The organism is Pseudomonas sp. TSRC2-2 (assembly GCF_049897785.1).
Lineage (GTDB): Bacteria > Pseudomonadota > Gammaproteobacteria > Pseudomonadales > Pseudomonadaceae > Aquipseudomonas.
In genome coordinates this window covers 36,959-60,630 of record NZ_JAFCWZ010000006.1, presented here as the reverse complement: position 1 = coordinate 60,630, position 23,672 = coordinate 36,959, and the positions used below count along the sequence as shown (strand labels likewise).

Here is a 23,672-nt window from a genome sequence, read left to right as displayed (position 1 = left end):
GGCTGCTCTCAGCCAACGCGGCAAAAGACCATAGATGAGTCATCAGCTGGCGAAAACGCTTCTGGATCTTTTCTACTGTTCCCCCGGCCCGGATGAATGGGATCAGGGGACAGCACGTAGAGTAATTGTCGTAGCAGCTCCCGGATGGAGCTGATGTGAATTTCAATATCAAGTTGTTACTTGGCAAACAGCTTCTATATTCACCCCGTCAGGTGTCAGCACATAAGCTGCGTAATAATTGGCGTGGTAATGAGGCCTAATGCCCGGCGCTCCATTGTCTTGTCCGCCAGCAGCTATGCCAGCCGCATGGAAAGCATTGACCGCCTCACGGCTCTGCGCAATGAGTGCTACGTGCGCCCCGTGACTGGGAACGGCCGCGTCATGCAACCAGAGAAATGGCTTTGTTCCAGAACCGAACCCCAGTCGGCGAGACTTCGAACGTTGAGAATCTTGCTTATTGCTCATCACCAATGTAATCCCTAATGGTCTAAGCATTGATTCATAGAAGGCTTGAGCATGCGAGATGTCACAAACACCGATACCCATATGATCTATTGTCGAACCAACGAAATTGCTCATGGGATGACTCCATAAATGCAGATTGATCGGCTGGCATAGTTTGTTATTACCATCACGTGGCTGCTCGGTGCCCGACTAGACCTGGGATGCGCCCCCGTCGGCGAATAGCTCGGCGCCGTTGATATAGCTCGATGGCGTTGTTTCCACTAATCGTTCCACCGCAGTTGACCCTGCAAGCCGCCGCTTCCAGTCCGAGCAGTCAAGTTTTCATGTTGGTCGGATTCGCGGTTTTGATACCGGTGACTCTTTTGTACAACACCTATGGCTTTAGCGTCTTTAGTGGAAAGGTTCATCCCGCTGGCGACTGACTACTTTGTTCTGAGTCGCGAAGAAATCGTGTTCACGAATCCGTCGATTGTCAAAAGTCGGGCTGAACCAAGCTCTCATCGCCCCGGCTGCGTCAAATGAATAGCAGGCCGAAATTCTCAGCGGCGCGACTGAGGTTGCTTGAGGCCTGATCGTCCCCGATTAGCTGCTGTACCGGTTGTCTTCCGGGAATCAGGCTCCCCGTTGGTGCTGATCAAGCCAGTCTTCGGCGGCCCTAATTGCTTCAGACGCAGCCTGTTGGTAATCGTCCCAAGGCCCTGCCAATTCAAAAGCAATTTCTCCCAGACCCTTGATGTCACCTTCAATAACCACTCGGGCCGCTGCTGGGATCTGATCGTTAGGTTTTTGCCAACCGAATTTCACAATAAAATTTCTCCCTCGGTAGTTGTGAACTAAGGGCAAATCCATCAGATGGGACACGACGCCTCCGATTACGCAGGGAAATAGGACGCACAGTTGTAGGCACTTCCAACCGTTTTCGCTATCGAGGCATCTAGCCATCATTGGCCTGCTCTAGCTTTAAAGCTCTTGTCATATGAGCAGCCAAACAGAGGGGGTCGCCCGCTCTGCGAGAAAAGCGTCTACAGTGAATGCGAGACTATGGAGGTAGACGTGACGGATGGGCTGGATGTTGACGTACGAAACGTCGTGGTCATTGGTGCCTCGGCAGGAGGCGTGCAGGCACTCATTTCGCTGTTTGAAAATTTGCCTTCTCATGTGCCCGCTGCGTTTCTCGTGGTACTGCATATCCCTGCATACGAGCCCAGCGTGCTTCACAAAATTCTTTCCAGATCGACCAGCATGCGAGTGGTTGCAGCGCGAGACGGCGAGCGCATCCAGCCGGGTACCGTCTATGTCGCCGTTGCTGATCGTCACCTAATGCTGATGCATGAAGGCATACGACTGACGCGCGGGCCAAAGGAGTGTCGCGTCCGGCCTGCGGTCGACGTATTGTTCCGCTCAGCGGCGGCCAGTTACGGCGCCAGGGTCATGGGCATTATCTTGTCAGGTGCTCTAGATGACGGCACTGCGGGTCTTTGGGCCGTAAAAGATCGAGGCGGTATGACCTTCGTTCAGGATCCGTCGCAAGCCATGCTCAGCTCCATGCCTGAGAGCGCAATCCAACACGTCCAGATCGATCTGATAGGTTCGATTGCGACCATCGCTCAGCAGATCGCTGAAACGGTCGGAAGTCGCGCTGACCGTTTGCCTCATAATGGGCAAACACCTCACGAGATCGAAAATACCATTTCCTTGAAAGGCAACGGTCTCGAAGCAGGCGTAATGGGGCTCGGTAAAGTGTCTCAATTCACCTGTCCGGATTGTCATGGCGTGCTGGTGCAAATCGAAGAGGGTTCCATCGTTAGATTTCGCTGCCACACGGGACATGCTTTTTCTATGAAGTCGCTCATTTGTGAAGTCAATGCCGCCATTGATATCGGACTTTGGGATACCTTGAGAGCCGTGGAAGAGAGGATTTTGCTACTGCGTCAGATGTCCGACCAGGCGACCGTCGTCGGCGCATCTCACGATGCCGCCGATTGCCTCAAACAAGCTGATGCAGCCGAGAAGCGTCTGCAGCCACTACGCGCGTTGGTGCTTGATCCAACTTTCTTCGGTCACGACGATGCGAAGTGACGTCAAGCCGCAGACCGCAAAACATCCATAAATGGCTTACTTCCAAGGACGAAAAACCTGATGATATCCACACTTGAACTCCGCCATATAATTGAGTGTGGGTTCCTGCCGCTCTCTTGCACCTGCACCTTGAATTCGGACGGCTCGCTTATGGTGAGAGTTTTTGAGGCTTCTTCGGGTCGCGTAGAGTTATTGGCCACGGGAATCTCAGTGACAAGACTTTCTTCAAGTCGTGCGATAGCAAATTTGATCGGCGAACTTCGGAGTGAAATGGTGGCTCGCCAAACAAATTTCGATAGATCTGCGAACCGATAAATAGACAAATATTTACATATAGTTCTCAACAGAGCGAACTCATATGATGGCAGTCATGGCCATCGCTCATCGAACAAGCCTCCTGCGATCATAAGCGCCGCCCGGCAGCGAGGACTGAGCCGAGACATGATGTTTGCTCAAGTGACGGAAGGATTGGTGTCTGACTGGTTTGGGTATTGGGCTGACTCAGTACCGCGATTCAGTTGTCTGCATTAATACCCTTCCTCCGTCTGTCCGTAAATTTGACTCTCAATGAAACCTTGCGCACAGATTTTTTCTCCACCTTCCTACGTACTTCATAGATATGACGAGGTGAGAAGATGAAAGCTGTCGTATTCCATGGCGTGGGGGACATCAGGCTGGATGAAGTCCCAGAGCCAACAATCCAGTCACCCACGGATGCCATCGTAAAAATTACCGCGTCGGCAATTTGCGGAACGGATCTGCATTTTATCCGGGGAAGTGCTCCGGACATGCAAACAGGCACCATCCTTGCCACGAAGGCGTAGGTATCGTCGAAACGCTTGGGGCAGACGTGCGCAATCTAAAAATAGGTGACAGGGTCTTGATCCCTTCGACCATCGCCTGCGGTAACTGCTCGTATTGTCGTGCTGGATATTTTGCCCAATGTGATATTGCGAATCCCAATGGCAAAACAGCAGGTACCTCCTTTTTTGGCGTCCCTAAAAACACTGGCCCGTTCGATGACCTCCAAGCAGAGAAAGCCCGCATTCCTTTCGCCCATATAGGTTTGATCAAGCTCCCAGATGAGATCACCGATGACCAGGCGATTGCAATGTCGGACATTTTTCCGACAGCTTGGTTTGGCGCTGAAATGGCTGGGATCAAAGATGGCGATACCGTTGCTGTATTCGGTTGCGGCCCGGTGGGGCTTTTTGCAATTGTCAGCGCCAAGCTGATGGGCGCCGGCAGGGTGTTCGCCGTTGATTGCTTTGACGACCGACTCGCTCGTGCACAGGAGCTTGGTGCCGAATGCATCAATTTTGAAAAGGAAGACCCGGTCAAAACCATCGCTCGTCTGACCGCCGACATCGGCGTCGATCGGGTTATTGATGCGGTCGGTATTGATGCCAATCATGCTCACCATGGCGAGGTGCACGAGACTGCGCAGTGGCAGCCTGGCGATGAGCCCTCCCAAGCGCTGCAATGGGCCGTAGAAGCTGTGGCCAAGGCGGGTACGATATCGATTATCGGGGTATATCCTGCCGGGTTTGACGTTTTCCCAATCGGCGCTGCGATGAACAAAAACGTCCGCATCAATATGGGCAATTGTCATCACCGAAAATACATCCCCAAGCTCATCGAGATGACGCTCGCAGGACGAGTTGATCCTGCAAAAATCCTCACCCAGACCGAACCGCTGACGGATGCGATTTCCGCCTTCAAATCATTCGATAAACACCAATCGGGCTGGATCAAAGTCAAGCTCGAACCGTCTGCGTCTTCATAACAAGAACTCAGGATCAGATTTTTCGATAACCAATTGATGCGATGTTGAAGTGCATTCAATGAATGGCAGGCTGCTCATTCATGGCGTTGGCTCGGTCAAACGATGGCAGGAGGATTTCAATGAACAGTTATCCCGTGCCACCCTTCAAACCTCAGCAACAACCTATTCCCGGTGACCAAAGCAGAATGGAACCGTACCCCGATTGCGGAGAGAATAGCTATCGAGGATCAGGCCGACTTGGCAATAAAATCGCGTTGATTACCGGTGGTGATAGCGGTATTGGGCGCGCAGTCGCCACGCCTTTGCGCGTGAAGGGGCTGACGTTGCTATTGCCTATCTGGATGAACACGAGGATGCAAAGGAAACCGCACGCAGGGTAGAAGACGCTGGACGTCAATGCATTCTATGCCGGGAGAACTGGCGACCCTTACGAATTGTGCCGGGGTCGTGAACGGCACCGTGACGGAGTTCGGGCGCATCGATATCTTGGTTAACAATGCAGCATTTCAGATGACTCATGAAACGTTGGAAGAGATACCTGACGAAGAATGGTTAAAGACGTTCGACGTCAATGTCACGGCGATGTTTCGCATCTGCAACGCCGCGCTACCCAACATCGCAGCCAGCAGTTCCATCATCATCGCCAGTTCCGTCAATTCCGACGCACCAAGTCCCAGCCTGTTGGCGTATGCCATCACAAAAGGCGCCATCGCGCACTTCACCGCTAGTCTTGCCCAGATGCTTGGCAAGCGTGGTATTCGTGTTAATAGCGTCCCCCCGGGCCAGTTTGGACACCCATGATTGTGTCCACAATGTCCGAAGAGTCGGTGTAAAATTTCGGATCAACAACCCCTCTAGGTCGTCTAGGGCAACCTGTCGAGGTCGCGGCGATCTATGTCCTGCTTGCGTCAGATGAGGGCAGTTATATCTCAGGCGAACGCTACGGGGTAACCGGTGGCAAACCCATTTTGTGAGCTTCAGCGAGGGGCCTGTGAGACTTGATTGCATGCGCCGATTAGCATTTTCAGCGGGGGCAGTTAGCATAGAACGCATTCCGTTCCAAGGCCTCTAGTGCTGTACTGATGACTGCTGGCTCGCAAAACCCGCTACAGCGACGGCACTGCCATACCCATAAGACGTCCACTCAATACCGCCGACTCGTCCATCGAAGGAACCGGAAACAGATAATGAAACACCGAAACAAAACAATGAGGGCGATGATTGAACTTCAGCGCCTACATTTTCAGCATCATTTTTCAATAATCATTCGGGTAAGTCCCGTTGGGCGTGCCACCGGGACGAAGACGCATAATACTACTCATACAAAGGAGATGGCGTGACTCCGTCTTGAGGATGTAGGTAAATACTGACCTACAATCGGCGTCGGAAGCCGGTCGTGAAAAATGACTAATTTATTCTTTGTATTGGTTAGTGACGTGGCGCAGCGCACTAACTAGAACGGATGAAAGCTCATCTATTGAATAAGGTTTTCGCAAAACCTCAAATCCAAAGCTCCCCTCTTGGGCAAGAATATCGCTGTAGCCAGACGTAAGTACGACAGGTAAAAGCGGATAAAATTTTCGAATCGCCTTGGCTAAATCTATCCCATTCATCCCTGGCATGACGACATCAGTCAGTACAATCGCGAAGCGATTCTCACAGCCGGCCAATTGCTCTAAAGCCGTCTCAGCATTCGATGCCAAGACGGGCCGGAAGCCAAGTTCTGAAAGAATATTGAGGCAAAATGCACCTACGTCGGGATTGTCCTCAACCAGGAGGATGCACGTTCCATGGTTTGCGTTCAGGCTTGCGGGTTCAGAAGTTCTGTCTAACTGCACATCTGTTTGCGCGTCCACGCGTGGAAGAAAAAGCCTGAAAGTAGTACCTTCGCCAACCTGACTTTCCACCAAAATTTCCCCCCCTGACTGCTTGGCGAACCCAAAGACTTGAGATAAGCCCAAGCCAGTGCCTTTTCCTTGCTCTTTTGTGGTAAAAAAAGGCTCAAATATAGTCTCCAAAATATCTGAAGAGATCCCGCTACCGGTATCGGTGACTGATACAACAACATAGTGACCAGTTAAAACCGGCTGTCGTCCGTCTGCGGGAATATGGTCGACGGATTCTACGCGAATACAAATTTTACCTAATCCGCCCATCGCATCACGAGCGTTAAGTACTAAATTCACAAGCGCAGTATCAAACTGATTAGCATCTGCAAAAATGAAACATGGTTTTTCTGATATTTCCATCACGATCGCGATCGTACTGCCTGATAGAGTTTCGAGCATGTCTCCTAAACCTTGGATGCTTTCACCTGCGGCGAACACCTCCGGTTTCAATGTTTGTCGCCTTGCGAATGCCAGAAGCTGTCCGGTAAGTCTTGAGGCGCGGTCGACCGTACTGGAAATAGCATCGGCGTACCGTTGGCGCTTATCTTCAGAAATTGTGGGACGCTTAAGCAAGTCACTGCAGGATTTTATTACCGTGAGAAGATTATTGAAGTCGTGGGCCACGCCGCCAGTAAGTTGTCCCACGGCTTCGAGCTTTTGCGCTTGCCGCAGGGCTGATTGAACAGCTTCAAGCTCAACCCTGGATTTGATCTCGTCAGTTACGTCGTGCGCAAAATAAAATGCGCCGATCACCCTTCCTGTTGAATCCAAGAGGGGTGTATAAGAAAAGTCGAAGCTACGTTGGTTAATCCCTTTTTCGCCAAATTCAGCAATCACGCGAAAAGTCTCTCCGTTCAAAGCACGGGCCATATGCGCATGGAGGCTGGCTCCTTGTACCGGGGACATCATATCCGGTAAAACCTCTCCATCCTTGGGTCGCACTCCATGTAACCGTTCAAATACGTCGAGATGCGCACGGTTAAACGCAACCTGGCGGAAATTAGTATCAAATACGCAAGTTGGAACCGCGTTAGCTTCAATGACGTCTCTGAACAAACGTAGCTTTGCTGTCCTTTCGGTAATTATATTTTCTAAGTTAGAATTGAGAATTCGAAGCTGTGCTTCACTTTCTAGTAGCGCCGCTTCTGCACGTTTACGGTCAGTAATATTGGAGGCCGCGCCCAACCATCCGGTGATGGCGCCGTGCTGATCGATCAACGGCACGGCACGCACATGCGCCCAGCCGACCGTTCCGTCTACTTGATTGACCGGATGCTCTATATGGTAGGTCGTTCGGGTTTGAATCGCGCGTTCGTATTCTGTGCGCACGGCATCCCGCGCATCGGCCGGAATATATTTCTCGAGCCATTTAGAGTTCGTGTCGTCGGTATTGGGAATGAAATCGCCACCGGTCAGCTGATGCAGTTGGCTCCAATCGGCGCTAATAGAGAAGCGCACCTCAGAGGACGATCTGATCAGTGCATCAAGCCTTTGCTCACTATCCATAAGAGCAAGAGTGGCTCTAACGTGATCAGTGGTGTCTTTGGCAAAACAGAGGACGCCTTTGATGGATCCGGCGTCGTCCCGGATAGGTGAGAACGAATAGCTCCACCAAGTGGTTATCTCTGCGCCACCCCTGACTGTGATGCTGGGAGTATCTGTCATTCGGTTAGCGCGGCCCGCAAGCGCTTCCGCCATTGAGTCCTGAACCGAGCTCCATACATTCTCCATTGAAACGGGGAATGGTGTTCCTACGGGATCCTGTAACCGCATTTCCTGAGCAGCACGATACGCATCATTACAAAAAAATAACAGCTTAGGCCCCCAGACAAGATACATGCTATCGCAAGAGCTGAGCATGAGTCCGAGGGCGTTACGAAGCGCACTAGGCCAACGTTCTGGAATGCCTATCGAGGTAGCAGACCAATCGTGACGGCGGATAAGCTCACCACTTTTGCCGCCTCCGATCAAAAATTGCCGTTCATGTTCTGGATTCACGTTGATCAGTCCCTTGTTGTCGAAAAAGGTCAAAGTGAGTTCTACCCATTCTAAATGCAGCGACGGACAAGCTGTAGGTTTTGGGCCGGAAGTGGGCAGGTAAAGCGGTTGCCGCCATGTTTACTACGTGACATTTTGTTTTCGCAGCTCAGGTTGCAGCGAACAAAGATGGAGCGTGTAGTCTGGCTTGGGAGAGGAGCCCGTCGCTGCCGGAATCTGTAATCTGCGCTCTTGAGTAGCCAGACTGGAAGCTTAGCTCGCCCGCCAGCTCACATCAGTTATGCCGTATCTCTCGGCCAGAGGCTTGGATATCATTTTCAACGGCGCCTTTCCTGGCTTTGGTATCGGGGTGATGCCCGCATCGCAGCTTGCCCAATGCCAAGCGTCTGCATTCTGCATCGTTTTGCTGCGGATGATGAAAGACTTGGGTTTCCCATGGAGCTTGTAGTCAATATGAAAGTTACTGGTCATAAGCTTCCGTGTTCCCCAGACGCAGATAATTAGGTCTAAATGATACGGGTCGAGCTTAGTATCAAGCGGTGATCCAAAAAATCGTCCCATCACCGTTTTAGACCATTTTCTCCGTTGCGGCTATCAGGGCATTTGGCCACTATTTTTTCTATCTGACCTTATTTTTAAATCTCATGCGCTCTTCTCTGGATGGTGGGGTGAGAAGCTAAGAGGTGCGCATAGCGGACGAGTAGGTGTAAGCAAAAGTCGTCACGAGCTCTTTTTCGGGGGCGTTCAGGTGCTGAGCTAGGACGGCGAACGTATCAGGCCAAGTTCCGTTTATGTTACCGTTGCGGATCGTCACCAAAAAGCGACTTGAGACGGAGTAAGGGTGACGCGTGGGCCGAAGCCATGCCGCGTCCGACTAGCTGTCGACGTATCGTGTCGCTAAGCTGCGGTAAAATATGCGCTACGATTATAGGTGGTAGTCTTTCAGGCGCGTTGAATACCGGCGCTGCAGGTCTGGCGGCAAGCTGAGGGAACGTGTGTCGCGGGATCTGGGCAGATGCTCAGTACAAATAATGGTGCGATCAACTAATCGATGGATTTCCGGTGGCTCCGTCTTACAGACGAAACCGACCAGAAGCAGCTAACCACATTCAAGGCCTGGGAATAGTCAAACGGGGTGCAACATAAATGCGATAGCGCCTATCAGATCTTCCATCGACCAAGGCTTATGTAGATAGATGGCCGTTGCCGGTATCGTCGCCGGGTCTATCAGATATCCTGATGTCAGAATGGCAGAAATACTAGGCCACCTTCCTTTGATCATCTCGATAAAATTCAGTACCTTGAATTTGCCCTAGCACCCTATGATCTGCAATCACAAGTCTACACTGACCATGTGCCTGCAACAGATAGGTTAACGCCTCGTCCGCCGTTTCAAACACCACTGCGCTTGCGCCCAGCTCCACCACGATATCTTTCATCAACGAGCGCAAAGTCGCATCGTCTTCGATGACAATCACCTCCCTTAGATTGGCGGTAGGCCTTCCAAATTTAGCTTCATTTGTCATTCCTCAGTCTGAGAACGAATCGGCATCTTTGATCAACGCCAGAGTCCAGGCCCTATGCTGAAAAGCCACACTCAGAACGATTCGTTTCGGTGCCTAGGTCAACGGATCCGTATTTGTTACAAGCCGAAGGTTGCCACTCATTGTTGATTTACTCGCTACGGGCCGAGGTATGCCGGGTCAAAAGGGCGACTTTTCCTAAGCGTCATGCAGCGAGCCAAAATCTCAAAGGTCTCACATTTTTCATGCAATTGGTGCTCTCGTGACCGGGTAACGAAAAGATCTGCACCTTGGTCAGCCGTCTTCTTGGTCTCCTTAACGTCGTATCCATTGGTCTGGAAGATCTCAACCAGGAAGGCTTCAAACTGAAATCCATCCATGGCATCCACTAGGTACATGGTGATGAACTGGTTGGGATTGAAATGCTCCAGCTGGGATCCCAGCCGCTCGACGAGAATAGGGAGATCCATTCCGGTTGCCAATGGCAGTCCCTGATCACGCCGGTGCTGGCCACCGCGCTGGGTGTGAAAGAAGAACAGGTCACTATCCGCGCCTACATGCTGGGTGGTGGTTTCGGCCGTCGCCTTAACGGTGACTACACCATTCCGGCGGCGCTGGCGTCGAAGGCGCTGGGTGGCAAACCGGTAAAAATGGTCATGAGCCGTTCACAGGATATGCAGTTCGATAGCCCGCGTTCCGCATCGGTGCAGCAGTTGAAGATGGCGTTCGATGCGGACAAGCGCGTGATTGCCACGGAACACCACGCGACGGCGGGCTGGCCCACGCAAGTGATGGTCCCGGTCTTTATGCCCAAAGGTATCAATGGCCAACCGTTCGACCCCTTCGCCATCGCCGGTGCCGATCACTGGTACACGGTGGGCGCACAGAGGGTTCGCGCGGTATCCAACGACCTGGCCAACGCTTCGTTCCGTCCTGGCTGGCTGCGCTCGGTAAGCGCCGGCTGGACCGGCTGGGCTGTGGAAAGCTTTATGGACGAAGCGGCCCACCAAGTCGGCAAGGATCCGCTGGTATTTCGCCTGGATTTGTTGACTGCCGAAGGTCGCAATGCCGGCAGTGGTCCGATAGCCATTGGTGGTGCTTCCCGTCAGGCTGCCGTGTTGAAAAAGGCCGCTGCCATGATTGGCTGGGGGACGCAGCAGCCGACAGATACAGGGTTGGGTATTGCCTCGATCTTTGGCCAGGAAAGGGAGATGCCCACCTGGGTTGCCTGTGCCGTGCAGGTGCATGTCGATAAAGTCACTGGCCTGGTCGATGTACAGAAGCTCTATATCGTCGTGGATGCCGGTATTATCGTCGATCCCGATGGGGCCGAAGCCCAGTGTCAGGGCGCGGCACTATGGGGGCTATCGATGGCGTTGTTTGAAGGCAGCGAGTTGGTGAAAGGTAAATTCAAAGACTCCAACTTTGATACCTATACGCCGCTGCGTATGTTGCAGACGCCACCAGAGATCAAAATCGAGTTTATATCCAGCAAGGCAGCACCGTCCGGCTTGGGTGAGCCTGCCGTAACGCCGGTGGCCCCAGCCATTGCCAATGCCATTTACAACGCGGTAGGTGTACGTTTACGCAAATTGCACATGACGCCGGATGATGTGAAGGCGGCACTAAGCAAGGTGTAAACCAGTAAAGCCCGGTGATTTCATCGGGCTTTTTCATGGTGCGCCAGGCATGACGCGTAGCGCCGTGACTGGCGCTGTTCAGCTCATTATGGTGATGAGTTGGATGACTTGGAGGTGGAAGTCCTCTACACACCCGGCAAGGGGAAGTGTTAGCCGAAGGCAAGGGTGTCGCGGGCGACTGCGAATCTGAAGGAAGCCTTAGGCAAAATGCTGGCCTGACGAACAGGAAGCGGATGAGGCTGCGTAGCGGGGTGAGATGGCCATAATCATCAAAGCCCAATACTTGCACGGAACGCTACGACGTATATCCGACAGGCATAAGCAGGAAGGCCGCGCGAATTACCCTTGGAGATCTGCACGTTTGCCAGTGTGCTACCGAGCGCCGCGAGGCGACGGGATGAGCGTGCAGAAGTCAGCCGAGGCCGTGGTAAGTGGCAAGTAACTCTGCCACCAAGGGCCGCGCCAGTAGGCGTCAGAGTCTCGTCGAATACCGAAATGCAGAAATTTCTCCCAGAGAAGACTGTTACTCCGAATCCCGGACTGAATCCGAGGATGACGGCTGACAGCGCACAGGTATCGACGGCGTCTGTGACGTGGACGAACGCGGAGCCGGACACGCTGATGGAGCGGGTGCTTGCACCCGCCAACCTCAAGCGTGCCTATCACCGCGTAGTCAGCAACTAGGGCGCGCCAGGTGCCGATGGCATGACGAGGGTTGGCCGGGATTCGCGCCAAATTCGCCAAAATGCAATTAAGCTTATGATTTAAAAGCTAAAACTGAATTTTGTAATCAATCGGTTTGATCTTCCGATCGAGGTCCAGGGCGTAGTCGCCAAAACGATTGATGTGGCTTGTCCGGTACGGCGATAGCGCCTTTAGGGGAGCCCGCAGAATTCTGAAAAGTGCGACACGAAGTCGCTTGCAGAAGTTGTTCCCACTTAAGTGGAGGGAACCGTCCGTGTCACCGGGTGAACCTACGGGCCTGAATCAAGAGCGGCCCGGACAATGCAACGAAGCGCCGGAAGGCGTGGGGTACCAATCGTGAGATGCGTACCTTTCTGGTAGCCATAAACTGGATGAGTGCTAGGTAGTTGGTATGGTGAAAACATTTGAACCCGCGTTAAAGATCGTGAATTCTAACAAGCGGAAATGGCTAACACGCTTGAGCCAAACGGCAATGGAGGTGGGAAGAGCGCCTTTTTCCTGCGCCTTCGTGACCCATATACCTTCCGGTCAATAGCGGGCACCTAACCCGACACACTTCAGCAGGCGGAACGTGGAAACTCCGTATCGCTCCCATGTGGGACAGCGGACCGTAAGGTCTACTTATGGCGGTGCGGAAACAGGAATGAGGACAAAGCGAATGCCGCCCTGTAGCGGGGCGGATAGGGGTTGAAACATCATCCCACGCGAAAGCGGGCCCACTTCCTTATGGTCTTTCTTCACCAGAGAATCTGTAGAACCACCTTAGCGGAAGGAAAGCAAATGAAGGCTGCATCTCGAGCTTGTGCACCCTCCGGCGTGGCCTGGGACGGCATCAATTGGCTCGAAGTCCAGCGTCAGGTAAGGCGGCTGCAGACCCGTATGGTGAAGGCTGTACAGGCCGGCAGACACAATAAGGCGAAAGCCTTGCAGTGGCTGTTGACCCACTCATTTTGCGGCAAAGCACTAGCCGTTAAACGGGTGTCTGAAAACAAAGGCAAGAACACCCCCGGAGTTGACAAGGTCACTTGGAAAACACCGGCGGCAAAGACCAATGCGATCGCGTCATTGAAGAGGCGGGATTATTCGACTCTTCCGCTTCGGAGGGTAATGATTCCGAAGAAAAACAGCAAAAAGACGAGGCCTCTCGGCATACCCGTGATGAAGTGCCGCGCCATGCAAGCATTACATCTGCTAGCTCTGGAGCCTATCGCGGAAACCACTGCAGACCTGAATTCCTATGGATTCAGGCCAAAACGCTCAACCGCTGACGCTGGAGAGCAATGTTTTACTGTTCTGGCGCAAACCGCGAGTGCGCAGTGGGTGCTGGAAGCCGATATTAGAGGCTGTTTTGACGAGATCAGTCACGACTGGATGGCCGCCAACATCCCTACGGATATGGTGGTTTTTAGGAAGTGGCTCAAGGCGGGATACGTTTATCAGAACGAGCTCTTCCCTACCGATGCCGGAACTCCGCAAGGAGGACTCATTTCACCGGTGGCAATGAACATGACATTGGATGGCCTCGAAAGGAGACTGGCGGAGAAGTTCCCGACAGTGAAACGAAAAGGAAAAGGCTTGAAAATGAACATGGTACGGTATGCGGACGACTTCATTATTACCGGCAGCTCGAAGGAATGGCTGGAGCTGGAGGTGAAGCCCGTCGTGGTGGAATTTTTGGCGGAACGTGGGCTCGACCTGTCGCCTGAAAAAACCAAAATAACGCATATCGGGGAGGGGTTTGACTTTCTCGGATGGAACTTCCGCAAGTACAACGGCAGGCTACTGATTAAGCCGTCGAAAGCAAATGTCAAAGGGCACTTAGGAAAAATCCGGGAAGTCATCAAGGCCAACAAGACGTCTAAACAGGCAAATTTGATAAGACTGCTTAATCCCATATTACGGGGATGGGTCAATTATCACTGTCACGTAGTCGCTAAGGCAACCTTTCAATCGAGTTGATTCAATAGTCTGGTCAATGCTGTGGCAATGGGCATTAAGACGGTATCCGAACAAGGGAGAGCGCTGGGTCAAGAAGAAATATTTCAAGTCCCAGGGCACCCGCAACTGGGTGTTTTCTGCAACTGAAAAAGATGAAGATGGGACTAAGGGGGAGCGCAGTCCGGCGTTTTTCAAGGTAGTTGTCGCGTCCACCGTCGTGCTAAGCGACCTTTACGACCACTTTCAGCTCCCTCTCGGGGTTCAGGTACACCGTCCCGATCGGGTTCCAGTTACGTGTCTCACCTGACCATCGTTCCGGTTTTTTTTCCCGGGCCTGCCCGTAAATCATATCGCGCCGGGCCAGGATCTCCCGGTCTTTCCCCTCGTGACGTTGAGCCGGTGTCACGAAGCGGATTTTGCTATGACGATGCACGGTGTTATACCAGACCATAAAGTTTCTGACCCAGATACGCGCGTCCTCCAGGCTGCCAAACCCATCCTGCGGCCACTTCGGGCAGTACTTCAACGTCCTGAACAGCGATTCGGAGTACGGGTTGTCATTGCTGACACGCGGTCGCCCACGTGAAGGCGTGATGCCCAGGTCGTACATCTTGGTCAGCAGCGTCACTGACTTCATAGGAGCGCCGTTATCTGAGTGAAGCACCAGTGGTTGGCGCCAACACTGCTCTTGAGTCACGCTTCGTTGCAGTAACGCTGCTGCTTTTTCACCGCTCTCAGCTTTGTAAACCTCCCAGCCGACAGCCTTGCGGCTGTAGATATCCTCGATCAGGTACAGGTAGTAAAACTTCCCTCGAACCGGCGACGGCAAGTACGTAATATCCCACAACCACACCTGGTTGGCGGCTGTGGCCGCATAGGTGGTAGGCGCTTCATGACGATGCGGTCGTTTGGCCCGTGAGCGATGTTGCTGCTGACCTGCGGCATGTAATACCCGATAAAAAGTGGCCTCTGGAGGCCATGTAACAGCCCTCGTCAGCCAGCTGTGGCACGATCTGACTTGGCGGCAGATGGGCGTAGGCCTTGCTATTGCACAGCGTCACGATGTTCTGTCGCTCCAGCTCGCTCAAAGCATTTTTCGGCGTTGGCCTGACCGTTGTAGTACGTCCATCTGCCAGAATTTCCTGCGCCACACTCCAGCGCTGCAGCGTTCGTAGCGAAATGCCGACTTCCAAACAAGCAGGCGCCCTGCGGGCGCCCGCTGCGATGGCTTCATTGAGCCAACCGACGAGTAGATACCGTTCTGGCAACAAGGTCAGCTGTCCTCGTCGTCGCTCCCCCAGTAGGCATTGAGCTTTTTTCGCAGCACCAGCAAAGCCGCGGTTTCGGCCAACGCCGCATCCTTGCGACGCAACTCACGCTCAAGCTCGCGGATTCGATTTTTATCATTCTTCGACTGGCCGACGACTACATTTTTGACCTTTGTGTGCTGACTACTGCTGGCAATAAAGGCGTTGCGCCAATCAGTAATCTGCTCGGGAAATATCCCCTTGCGTCGGCAATACTCGCCCAACTCCAGCTCCGATAGGGCTGAAGCCTCGATAATGACAGCCAGCTTGGATTCGGCCGACCAATTGTCGACAGGTTGCTTGGCTTCGGACAATGGCGTACCTCTGGCAGCAGCTTGCTTGCGCCAATAATGGAGAGACATATCGCTGCAACCTTCACGGCGCGCGACCTCCGCCGCCGAAAGGCTCAGGGGCGGAAGCATCATTTTCAGCAGCGCAGCTTTACGTTCTTCTGAATAGAAAGGCATGACCATATTCTTGCCGCCCCCGGAATGCTTTTAAAAAGCGGGGGACACGACAACTACCCTGACACCGGGGGCACGAGTGGCACCTATAGGCCACTGAAAGACCCAAACCCTGGCATTTTTGCGCCATTAGAATGACCAATATTGGCATTCTTAAGTCAGCACAACGGGACGTGTGACCAAGGGGGCAGATATGAAGGAATCAGACCATGACCTGAGCACCCAAAAGCGCAATGGTCATTGCCCAACTTTACAGCTTGGCCGAGACGATAAACCCAACGGCGAGCCCTATGCATAGCTACGCCACGCACTCGACGGCTGCCAACGGCGACATCGGTTGAAGATTAGGAAGCCCTGCTGCCGTAGAGCTGCACACCAGAATCGCCCAGCCAAGCACGCAGCCGATTTTGAGGTCTCGGGGTTCATGGAGCGCTTACGTTTGAATTCATAGACAGACAGGCTATAACCAGTAGAGCAGAGCCTTTTCCCACGCTGTTTATCCATCGATTTCGACAAAAAATTATTTGAACCATCTCCCTTTAGCCAGACACTAACTCAGGTGCTTATAAATCGCACCACGCATTAAACCTTCAGGAGCACTACTAATGAAAGCCATTATTTATAACGGGCCTCACGACGTCAGCATTCAAAACGTTCCCGATGCAAAGATTGAAAAAGCAACTGATGTACTGGTCAGAATTACCACGACCAATATTTGCGGCTCTGACTTGCACATGTACGAAGGGCGCACCAGCTTTGAAACTGGCAGAATCCTGGGCCATGAGAACATGGGTGAAGTCATCGAGGTTGGTGCAGCAGTTGATCGCGTGAAAGTGGGCGATATGGTCTGTCTGCCGTTCAACATCGGTTGTGGTTTCTGCGAAAACTGCGAACGGGGCCTGACTGGCTACTGCCTGACCGTTAACCCCGGCAGTGCGGGTGGTGCCTACGGTTTTGCGGACATGGGCCCTTACCAGGGCGGCCAGGCTGAACTGCTGCGCGTGCCTTATGCGGACTTTAATTGCCTGGTGCTCCCTGAAGACGCCAAGGAAAAAGAAGACGATTACGTTATGCTCTCGGACATTCTACCTACCGGCTGGCACGCGACTGAATTGTCCGGGCTGTTACCGGGTGAGAGCATCGCCATCTACGGTGCAGGTCCCGTTGGCCTGATGGCAGCTCATGCAGCGATGATCAAAGGCGCGTCGCAGGTATTTGTTGTCGACAGCCATCCAGACCGTTTGGCACTGGCGGCCAAGCTGGGCGCGACGCCGATCAACACCGCACAAACGCAAGCCGTGGAGCAGATCCTTAATCTGACTAACGGCAGAGGCACTGACCGTGGCTGCGAGTGCGTGGGTTATCAATGCTGCGACAAGCATGGTCATGAAGCGAATCACGAGACTATGAATAACCTGGTCGCCTCCACCAAGCCAACCGGCGGTATTGGTGTCGTGGGTGTCTTCGTGCCGCAGGATCCGAACGCCGCAACCGACTTGGCGAAAGAAGGCAAAATGGCTTTCGACTTCGGTTCTTTCTGGTTCAAGGGTCAGCAGATCCGTACTGGTCAGGCTAACGTCAAAGCGTACAACCGTCGCCTGGCCGAACTGATTCATCATGACCGTGCCAAGCCATCGCAGATCATTTCCCACAGATTGAAGTTGTCTGAAGGTCCGGAAGCGTACAAGCAATTTGATGCGCGGGCCGACGGTTGGACCAAAGTCGTACTTAAACCATCGGCGTAAGCGTCCCGCACAATCAGTTGAGGTACCTTGAAGCCGGCATCTGATCGACGCCTCGTGGGCGGTCCGTGCAAGCGAAACTTTCGCTTTTCTCCGGATTACCTCCGCGAAATTCAGGGAACGCAGGGTAGGCACACACGGGTCGCTCTTTGCTAGGCGAGCCATTCTCAGCGGGTTGGCGGGCTATCAGGACCGAAGGGGCTTTATCTCCTTCGGTCTATGCTACGAGCGTCATTAATGCATCGTTGTGCACGGCGGATGGCACATCCGCTGAAAACGGCTGGCCTATATTAGTCACACCCGGCCCACCCAAGCAGTGCCCCATGCCTGGCACAAGAAACAGTCGCACAAAATCCTTTTGCCCCTTCCGCTTCCCAGTGCTGGCCACAACTCGATCGTAGTAATTGATGCCCAGGTCGTACATCTTGATCAGCAGCGTCACTGACTTCATAGGAGCGCCGTTATCTGAGTGAAGCACCAGTGGTTGGCGCCAACACTGCTCTTGAGTCACGCTTCGTTGCAGTAACGCTGCTGCTTTTTCACCGCTCTCAGCTTCGTAAACCTCCCAGCCGACAGCCTTGCGGCTGTAGATATCCTCGATCAGGTACAGGTAGTAAAACTTCCCTCGAACCGGCGACGGCAAGTACGTAATATCCCACGACCACACCTGGTTGGCGGCTGTGGCCGCATAGGTGGTAGGCGCTTCATGACGATGCGGTCGTTTGGCCCGTGAGCGATGTTGCTGCTGACCTGCGGCATGTAATAGGTGAACACCTCATCCTGGGTCCAGGTAGCGGTGTGGTATTGGCAGCCGTCAGTGCCGGCGCGAACCAGCCTTCGATCATCGCGCCCGCGTAGCTGTCGTCAGCGGTTTTCTCGGCACCCAACAGATTGCGTGGCGTGTGGCAGGCGGCGCAATGGCTCAAACCCTCGGCGAGATAGGCACCGCGGTTCCATGCTTCGCTCTTGCCGGCGACCGGCCGATAGCTACCCTGGTCCATAAACAGCAGCTTCCAGCCGGCTTGCAGGGCACGGATGTTGAACGGGAACGGCAGAGTATTCTGCTGCGCCGGCGCGCTCACCGGCTCCCGCGTCATGAGGAAGGTATAGAGCGCCCGCACATCCTCGTCGGTGACCTTGGTGAAGTGGTCGTAGGGGAATGCGGGATAAAGATGCGAACCATCGCGGGAGACGCCTTCGTGCATGGCCCGCATGAATGCCGCCTCGGACCAGCGGCCGATTCCGCTATCCGGGTCGGGCGTGATGTTGGTCGAATAGATGACGCCGAAAGGGGTAGGCATTCCATAGCCGCCGGCATAGGGCTGGCCACCCTTCACCCTGTGGCAGGTCGCGCAGTAGCCTGCGCCGGCCAAGGCTTCACCCTTGGCAACCAGCTCGGCGGGGAAGCCCGCAACCGAGCCCGGAGCGATGGGGGCGATGGTCGGCCGCCAGACCAGGGCGAAAAACAACACCGCACCCAGGACGACCAGAATTGCCAAGCCGATGGATATCCGCTTAATCAAGACCGACATCCTTAGCCCGGAGAGCTGATCTGGCTGAGTATAGCCGTGCTCGGCTCCTGTCCATTCAGGCTGACGTGTGGCAGCTAAATCTGAGGTTGGCGCAGCGCGGTTAAATCATGAAAACCAGCGCCGAATAGAGGCATACGCCGACTAGAAAAGCCGGAAAAGAGCTTGAGCGTGCCGCCGAAAACTCCTCCTGGATGACCATCAACACCATGCTGTCGGCCACAAAGGAGAGCAGAAATGTCACGATCGGTGGTGATATCACCGTCATCAGCCCAATGGCCCAGCCAAGAGGAATCGCTGCTGAGAGGACCCAGCGACCGGTACTGAGAAAAGAGCTCTTGTGCAGCTCCAACAAGCGGTGGTCGACGACGAGAAAGTGCATGGCGATCGAGTGGGTGAAGAGCTGTGTACAGAAGTAGCCAGACTATCCATTTACGTCGACCACTAAGCGGCCACGAAGCTTGCCCTCGATGATCTTCTGCGCCGCCCCCACAACTTGGTCCAAGGGAATGGTTGCGGCGAGAGACGAAAGAGTCTCTCGGTTGAGATCGCGGTCCAGGCGTTTCCAGGCCGCGTCACGGAACTCGTGGGGGGCCATGACGCTATCAATTCCCGCAAGGGTGACGCCTCGTAGAATGAAGGGGGCGACACTGGCGGGAAACTCCATTCCTTGAACGAGTCCGCACGCGGTGACTATCCCCCGGTAGCGGGTCTGGGCGCAGGCGTTGGCCAGGGTATGCGAGCCGACCGCATCGATCACGGCTGTCCAGCGCTCCTTCTGGAGTGGCTTGCCGGGAGCAGCCAGTTCCTCGCGCTCGATAATGTCCGTGGCGCCCAACTGCTCGAGGTAGTAGCGCTCCTGAGGTTTCCCAGTGGCTGCAACCACACGGTAGCCTTGGGCCGCCAACAGCGCTATGGCGATCGAGCCGACACCGCCTGTTGCACCGGTAACCAATACTTCACCGTCCTCGGGTTGTACGCCATGCTTCTGCACGGCATCGACCGATAGCGCGGCTGTATATCCTGCCGTACCGATAGCCATGGCTGCCCAAGTGCTTAAACTGTCGGGGAGACGAATCAGCCAGTCGGCTGGTACTCGTGCACGCTGGGCCAGACAGCCCCAGTGGCGCTCGCCGGCGCCCCAGCCATTGAGTACGACGCGCTGACCGGATAGAAAGCGCGGGTCGTCGCTTTCCAGCACCAGGCCGGCGCCATCGATTCCGGGCACCATGGGCCATTGACGTACCACAGGCGAGTGATCTGTCAGGGCTAGCGCATCCTTGTAGTTGAGGGTCGAGTACTCAACGCTGATGAGCACTTCACTACCGGCCGGTAAGTCCTCATCCTCCAGCTCAGTCACACGAGCAGAGAACCCCTGCTGGTCCTTGTTAAGCAATACTGCCTTGAAACTCATGAGCAATCCCCACGGATAATGATTTGATGCCTCACCACGCCGGCTTATGCTGACATGACGAAGTCAGGTAGAACGAACTGACCGAGTTCCTCAATGACCTCACCTGCGGGGCGTTGGCCGTATTTCAAATTGATGATCACATGGTTAACGCCGATCTCCTGCAAGCTGTGCAGCAGCGGGATCAGATGATGTCGCCCCAGTTGATAGCCCAGGTGGATCGGCCGAGGTGGTGTCTGCGGGTTATCTGTCAGATCGATGTATAGCGACTGGGTGAAGGGTTTGAACAGTTCACCACATTCGGCACGAACCGCCGTGCGCCAGTCCTCGATAATCAGCTGCTGAGTCTTCGGTGCACGCGGATAGCTGATCCAGCCATGACTGCAGCGGGCGATCCACTCCAGCGTCTGGCGGCTATGGCCGGTGACGAAGAAAGGAATTTCCGCCGTGGTCGGCTTGGGAATCAGATCGGCCCCCTCAAGCATGCCGCCGGACCAGGTCAAAGGCACGAAACTGCTGCGCTGAACCTCGCGAAATACCTTGAGGTATTCGCGGAACAGGCTGTCGCGTTGCTCCGGGTCGACACCGAATGCCGGAAACTCTACTGGACGGTCACCGGAAGCCACGCCGAGTAACAGGCGGCCACCGCTGAGCTGATCGACACTAGTTGCGGCCTTGGCGGTGTGTAGGGGATTGCGGATTGGCAGGATGACCGACGCGGTGCCCAGCGCAATCGAGCGAGTGTGTGCCGCCATAAAACCCAGGTAGACCCAGGGATCGAAGACCTGGCCCGAATCACCGAAGCTGGGGTCGCGTAACGGCACGTCGCGAAACCAGAGGGCGGAGAAACCCAGCTTCTCGGCGCGTTGGGCCAGGTTCACTTGGTCGAGCATACTCGGCGTATCGCCGGTAAAGGCTTCGAGGGGGAAGAAAAGACCTAGGCTCAGGCGGCCTTGGCGGTAGGTGTGCTGAAAGCCAGGTTGTTGCTGATAGGGAATGGAATTCGGAGTTAACATCTTCTCTCCTACATATTTCAAAATATAGATTTTGAAGGGCTGAAAAAACCCCTGCGAGCAGGCATCAAATCAGCGCTTTCAAGGCCACCTGGAACGCTGCGATGTTCTGCTCATGGCGTTTGTAATAAGTCCAGGGACCGATGCGTTGTGAGGTCACCAGTTGCGCCCGCTGCAAGGCAGCGAGATACAGCGAAACGGTCGACTGCGACAGGCCTACCCGATCCTGGATGATGCTCACGCAGACACCGACCTGCTCAGGATCCACCTCCTGCTCGGGGAAATGATGACGCGGATCCTTCAGCCAACTGAGGATGTTCAGGCGGGTTGGGTTGTCTAGCGCCTTCAGCGCTTCGCTTACGTCGATACTCATAGGTCACGCACGATAACTATTTTTTGCGATATTACGATATGCCCGCTCAACCGACAATGCGCCGACCCCCGAACCGTATCGCTCGGGGGCCGGCACCTCGAGCGGACTATCCGCCATAGGTCGGATAGTCGGTGTAGCCGACAGCGGTTCCGCCGTACATGCTGGCCGGATCGACCGGGTTCAGCGGCCAGCCATTGGCAATCCGCTTGGGCAGGTCCGGGTTGGCGATGAACGGACGGCCGAAGGCGACCAGATCGCCCCAGCCCGCCTCGAGCACACGCTTGCCTCGCTCGGCGGTGTATTTGCCGGCATAGAGGATGCGCCCGCTGAAGACCTCGCGCACCGCGCTGCGGAAGCTTTCCGGCAGCTCCGGTGCGTTTTCCCAATCCGCCTCGGCCAGCGACAGATAAGCGATGCCGACTTCTTCGAGCACCTTGACCGCTTCGACATAGGTCTCGTGTGGGTTTTCTTCGACCAGGCCGAGATATACGCGGGCCTCGTCGGTGCTGGCGAACAACGGGGCGAAACGCACGCCGAGCCGGTCTTTACCGACCACCGCGGCCACCGCCTGGGTCACCTCACGGAGGAAGCGCAGACGATTTTGCAACGAGCCGCCGTACTCGTCGTCGCGCTGATTGCTGTGCGCGGAAATGAACTGGTTGATAAGATAACCGTTGGCGGAGTGGATTTCCACGCCGTCGAAACCGGCGTCGAGGGCGTTGCGAGCGGCCTGTGCATAGAGCTGTACCAGCTCCTTGACCTCGGCGGCGGTCAGTGCACGTGGCATCGAAGGCGGCGCCAGGGCGCCGGTGCCGGGACCTGTCTCGATGAATACGCTGACGCCCTCGGCCGGGATCGCCGATGGCGCCACCGGGGCTTCGCCATTGGGTTGCAACGAGGTGTGCGAGACCCGGCCGACATGCCAGAGCTGGGCGAAGATGGTGCCGCCCTCGGCGTGTACCGCATCGGTCACTTTGCGCCAGCCGAGGATCTGTTCGGCGCTGTGGATGCCCGGGGTCCAGGCGTAGCCCTGGCCGCGCGGCTCGATCTGGGTGCCCTCGGTGACCATGAAGCCGGCACCGGTACGCTGGCGGTAGTAGGTCGCCATCAGGTCATTGGGAATGTTGCCTGGCTGCGAGCTACGCGAACGGGTCAGCGGCGGCAGGACGATGCGGTTTTTCAGGCTGTAGGGGCCCAACGTGGTGCTTTCGAAAAGAATGGAATCTTTCATGTGTAACTACCTATATATTTGCGTTTGTAGATAAGTAGATGCTAGTGCCTGGACAGGCACCTCTCGAGCGCTCCGTTTAGAACAGGCCGGTGGACGTTCAAGCTCAGTCGCCTCCCTGTCGCCGCAAAGCGGCAGGGACGCGACTGGAGCGCCTTGTTGGGTTTGCTTAGCCGGGTAGCTTGGCCGCCAGGACGTCAACCTTCTCGATTGACGGCGGTTTGGCAAACAGCTCGGCACCCTTTGCCATAAGCGCCGCTGCGACCTTGCCCGAAAGATGAGCCTGCCGACCTGCTTCATCCGGGAAGGCATCAAAGATGCCAAAGGTGGACGGCCCCAAGCGGATTCCGAACCACGCCGTAGTGGCTGGCTCTTCCTCCACTATTGGAAGGCCATCCAAGAGAAAGTTCTCTACCTCTTTCTCTTTCCCAGGTTTTGCTTCCAGACGAACGAACAACGCTACTTTGACCATGACGTGCCTCCTGTTGTTACGACGACATTACCATGCGTGACGCATTCCAGTAATGCCCAACGCGATATTCGCCGATTTGCCGCCCAGCTCCAGCGTGGCGGGGATGAAGG

At 54.7% G+C, this 23,672-nt stretch carries 19 protein-coding genes and 6 pseudogenes; 10 read left to right on the top strand and 15 right to left on the bottom strand.

From position 1 onward, the window contains the following. Positions 1-168: 168 nt before the first annotated feature. Positions 169-579, bottom strand: a complete 411-nt coding sequence (locus ACP7D9_RS13390) for a VOC family protein (RefSeq protein WP_426157950.1) — start codon at positions 577-579, stop codon at positions 169-171. Between the two features lie 131 nt (positions 580-710). On the opposite strand from ACP7D9_RS13390, the gene ACP7D9_RS13385 reads away from it, so the two are divergent. Beyond that, on the top strand, positions 711-887 hold the full coding sequence (locus ACP7D9_RS13385) for a cytochrome d ubiquinol oxidase subunit II (protein ID WP_256557789.1): 177 nt from the start codon (positions 711-713) through the stop codon (positions 885-887). Between the two features lie 190 nt (positions 888-1,077). Here ACP7D9_RS13385 and ACP7D9_RS13380 read toward each other — a convergent pair whose 3' ends face one another. Then, positions 1,078-1,326 carry a hypothetical protein gene (locus tag ACP7D9_RS13380; RefSeq protein ID WP_069557634.1) on the bottom strand — a complete coding sequence of 83 codons (249 nt, stop codon included), beginning with the start codon at positions 1,324-1,326 and terminating at the stop codon, positions 1,078-1,080. A 192-nt stretch (positions 1,327-1,518) separates the two neighbouring features. On the opposite strand from ACP7D9_RS13380, the gene ACP7D9_RS13375 reads away from it, so the two are divergent. The 4 genes and pseudogenes from ACP7D9_RS13375 to ACP7D9_RS13360 all read left to right on the top strand — a co-directional run bounded on the left by ACP7D9_RS13375 (position 1,519) and on the right by ACP7D9_RS13360 (position 5,304). Continuing rightward, entirely contained in the window at positions 1,519-2,544 is a 1,026-nt protein-coding gene (locus tag ACP7D9_RS13375) for a chemotaxis protein CheB (RefSeq protein WP_426157948.1), read from the top strand. Between the two features lie 60 nt (positions 2,545-2,604). Further along, positions 2,605-2,859 (top strand): DUF1652 domain-containing protein, encoded by a 255-nt coding sequence (locus tag ACP7D9_RS13370; RefSeq protein WP_083263078.1) that lies wholly within the window; start codon positions 2,605-2,607, stop codon positions 2,857-2,859. A gap of 320 nt (positions 2,860-3,179) precedes the next feature. Then, a pseudogene (locus tag ACP7D9_RS13365) lies at positions 3,180-4,330 on the top strand (zinc-dependent alcohol dehydrogenase). 119 nt (positions 4,331-4,449) lie between these two features. Beyond that, positions 4,450-5,304, top strand: a pseudogene (locus ACP7D9_RS13360) (SDR family oxidoreductase). A 438-nt stretch (positions 5,305-5,742) separates the two neighbouring features. Here ACP7D9_RS13360 and ACP7D9_RS13355 read toward each other — a convergent pair. From ACP7D9_RS13355 to ACP7D9_RS13340, 4 genes and pseudogenes are all read right to left on the bottom strand, one after another. Further along, a complete protein-coding gene (locus tag ACP7D9_RS13355; RefSeq protein WP_426157945.1) occupies positions 5,743-8,250 on the bottom strand; it encodes a PAS domain-containing protein in 2,508 nt (835 codons plus the stop codon). Positions 8,251-8,469: 219 nt separating this feature from the next. Further along, a complete protein-coding gene (locus ACP7D9_RS13350) occupies positions 8,470-8,688 on the bottom strand; it encodes a DUF6555 family protein (protein ID WP_083263080.1) in 219 nt (72 codons plus the stop codon). 788 nt (positions 8,689-9,476) lie between these two features. Continuing rightward, positions 9,477-9,743, bottom strand: coding sequence for a hypothetical protein (locus tag ACP7D9_RS13345; RefSeq protein ID WP_256557791.1), 267 nt, complete (start codon positions 9,741-9,743; stop codon positions 9,477-9,479). Between the two features lie 263 nt (positions 9,744-10,006). Next, positions 10,007-10,201 (bottom strand): annotated as a pseudogene (locus ACP7D9_RS13340) (restriction endonuclease); the annotation flags it as partial. On the opposite strand from ACP7D9_RS13340, the gene ACP7D9_RS13335 reads away from it, so the two are divergent. From ACP7D9_RS13335 to ACP7D9_RS13320, 4 genes and pseudogenes are all read left to right on the top strand, one after another. Further along, complete coding sequence (locus ACP7D9_RS13335; protein ID WP_426157943.1) at positions 10,163-11,380, top strand: xanthine dehydrogenase family protein molybdopterin-binding subunit; 1,218 nt, start codon at positions 10,163-10,165, stop codon at positions 11,378-11,380. The pseudogene ACP7D9_RS13340 and the gene ACP7D9_RS13335 overlap by 39 nt on opposite strands. A gap of 495 nt (positions 11,381-11,875) precedes the next feature. Further along, a pseudogene (locus ACP7D9_RS13330) lies at positions 11,876-12,061 on the top strand (group II intron reverse transcriptase/maturase); the annotation flags it as partial. An 804-nt stretch (positions 12,062-12,865) separates the two neighbouring features. After that, positions 12,866-14,044: a group II intron reverse transcriptase/maturase gene (gene ltrA / locus ACP7D9_RS13325; protein WP_426157941.1), complete on the top strand. Its 1,179-nt coding sequence runs from the start codon at positions 12,866-12,868 to the stop codon at positions 14,042-14,044. A gap of 16 nt (positions 14,045-14,060) precedes the next feature. Beyond that, on the top strand, positions 14,061-14,330 hold the full coding sequence (locus ACP7D9_RS13320; RefSeq protein WP_426157939.1) for a hypothetical protein: 270 nt from the start codon (positions 14,061-14,063) through the stop codon (positions 14,328-14,330). Here ACP7D9_RS13320 and ACP7D9_RS13315 read toward each other — a convergent pair. Next, positions 14,244-15,797 (bottom strand): annotated as a pseudogene (locus tag ACP7D9_RS13315) (IS3 family transposase). The gene ACP7D9_RS13320 and the pseudogene ACP7D9_RS13315 sit on opposite strands and share 87 nt — an antisense overlap. Before the next feature lie 602 nt (positions 15,798-16,399). Here ACP7D9_RS13315 and ACP7D9_RS13310 point away from each other — a divergent pair. Continuing rightward, positions 16,400-17,539: a glutathione-independent formaldehyde dehydrogenase gene (locus ACP7D9_RS13310; RefSeq protein ID WP_069557589.1), complete on the top strand. Its 1,140-nt coding sequence runs from the start codon at positions 16,400-16,402 to the stop codon at positions 17,537-17,539. A gap of 403 nt (positions 17,540-17,942) precedes the next feature. Here ACP7D9_RS13310 and ACP7D9_RS13305 read toward each other — a convergent pair. The 8 genes and pseudogenes from ACP7D9_RS13305 to ACP7D9_RS13270 all read right to left on the bottom strand — a co-directional run. Then, positions 17,943-18,302, bottom strand: a pseudogene (locus tag ACP7D9_RS13305) (DDE-type integrase/transposase/recombinase); the annotation flags it as partial. Then, positions 18,241-19,068: a c-type cytochrome gene (locus ACP7D9_RS13300; protein WP_426157937.1), complete on the bottom strand. Its 828-nt coding sequence runs from the start codon at positions 19,066-19,068 to the stop codon at positions 18,241-18,243. The gene ACP7D9_RS13300 and the pseudogene ACP7D9_RS13305, both read right to left, overlap by 62 nt. 100 nt (positions 19,069-19,168) lie before the next feature. After that, complete coding sequence (locus ACP7D9_RS13295) at positions 19,169-19,447, bottom strand: hypothetical protein (protein ID WP_069557591.1); 279 nt, start codon at positions 19,445-19,447, stop codon at positions 19,169-19,171. A gap of 42 nt (positions 19,448-19,489) precedes the next feature. Beyond that, positions 19,490-20,479 (bottom strand): MDR family oxidoreductase, encoded by a 990-nt coding sequence (locus ACP7D9_RS13290; protein ID WP_069557592.1) that lies wholly within the window; start codon positions 20,477-20,479, stop codon positions 19,490-19,492. 44 nt (positions 20,480-20,523) lie between these two features. Continuing rightward, entirely contained in the window at positions 20,524-21,492 is a 969-nt protein-coding gene (locus ACP7D9_RS13285) for an LLM class oxidoreductase (RefSeq protein ID WP_069557593.1), read from the bottom strand. 64 nt (positions 21,493-21,556) lie between these two features. Beyond that, entirely contained in the window at positions 21,557-21,862 is a 306-nt protein-coding gene (locus ACP7D9_RS13280) for an ArsR/SmtB family transcription factor (RefSeq protein ID WP_017735055.1), read from the bottom strand. A gap of 106 nt (positions 21,863-21,968) precedes the next feature. Beyond that, the gene (locus tag ACP7D9_RS13275) at positions 21,969-23,093 is read right to left on the bottom strand and encodes an alkene reductase (protein ID WP_044275549.1); all 1,125 of its coding nucleotides are present in this window, start codon (positions 23,091-23,093) and stop codon (positions 21,969-21,971) included. Between the two features lie 166 nt (positions 23,094-23,259). Next, complete coding sequence (locus ACP7D9_RS13270; RefSeq protein WP_426157933.1) at positions 23,260-23,562, bottom strand: putative quinol monooxygenase; 303 nt, start codon at positions 23,560-23,562, stop codon at positions 23,260-23,262. Positions 23,563-23,672 lie beyond the last annotated feature (110 nt).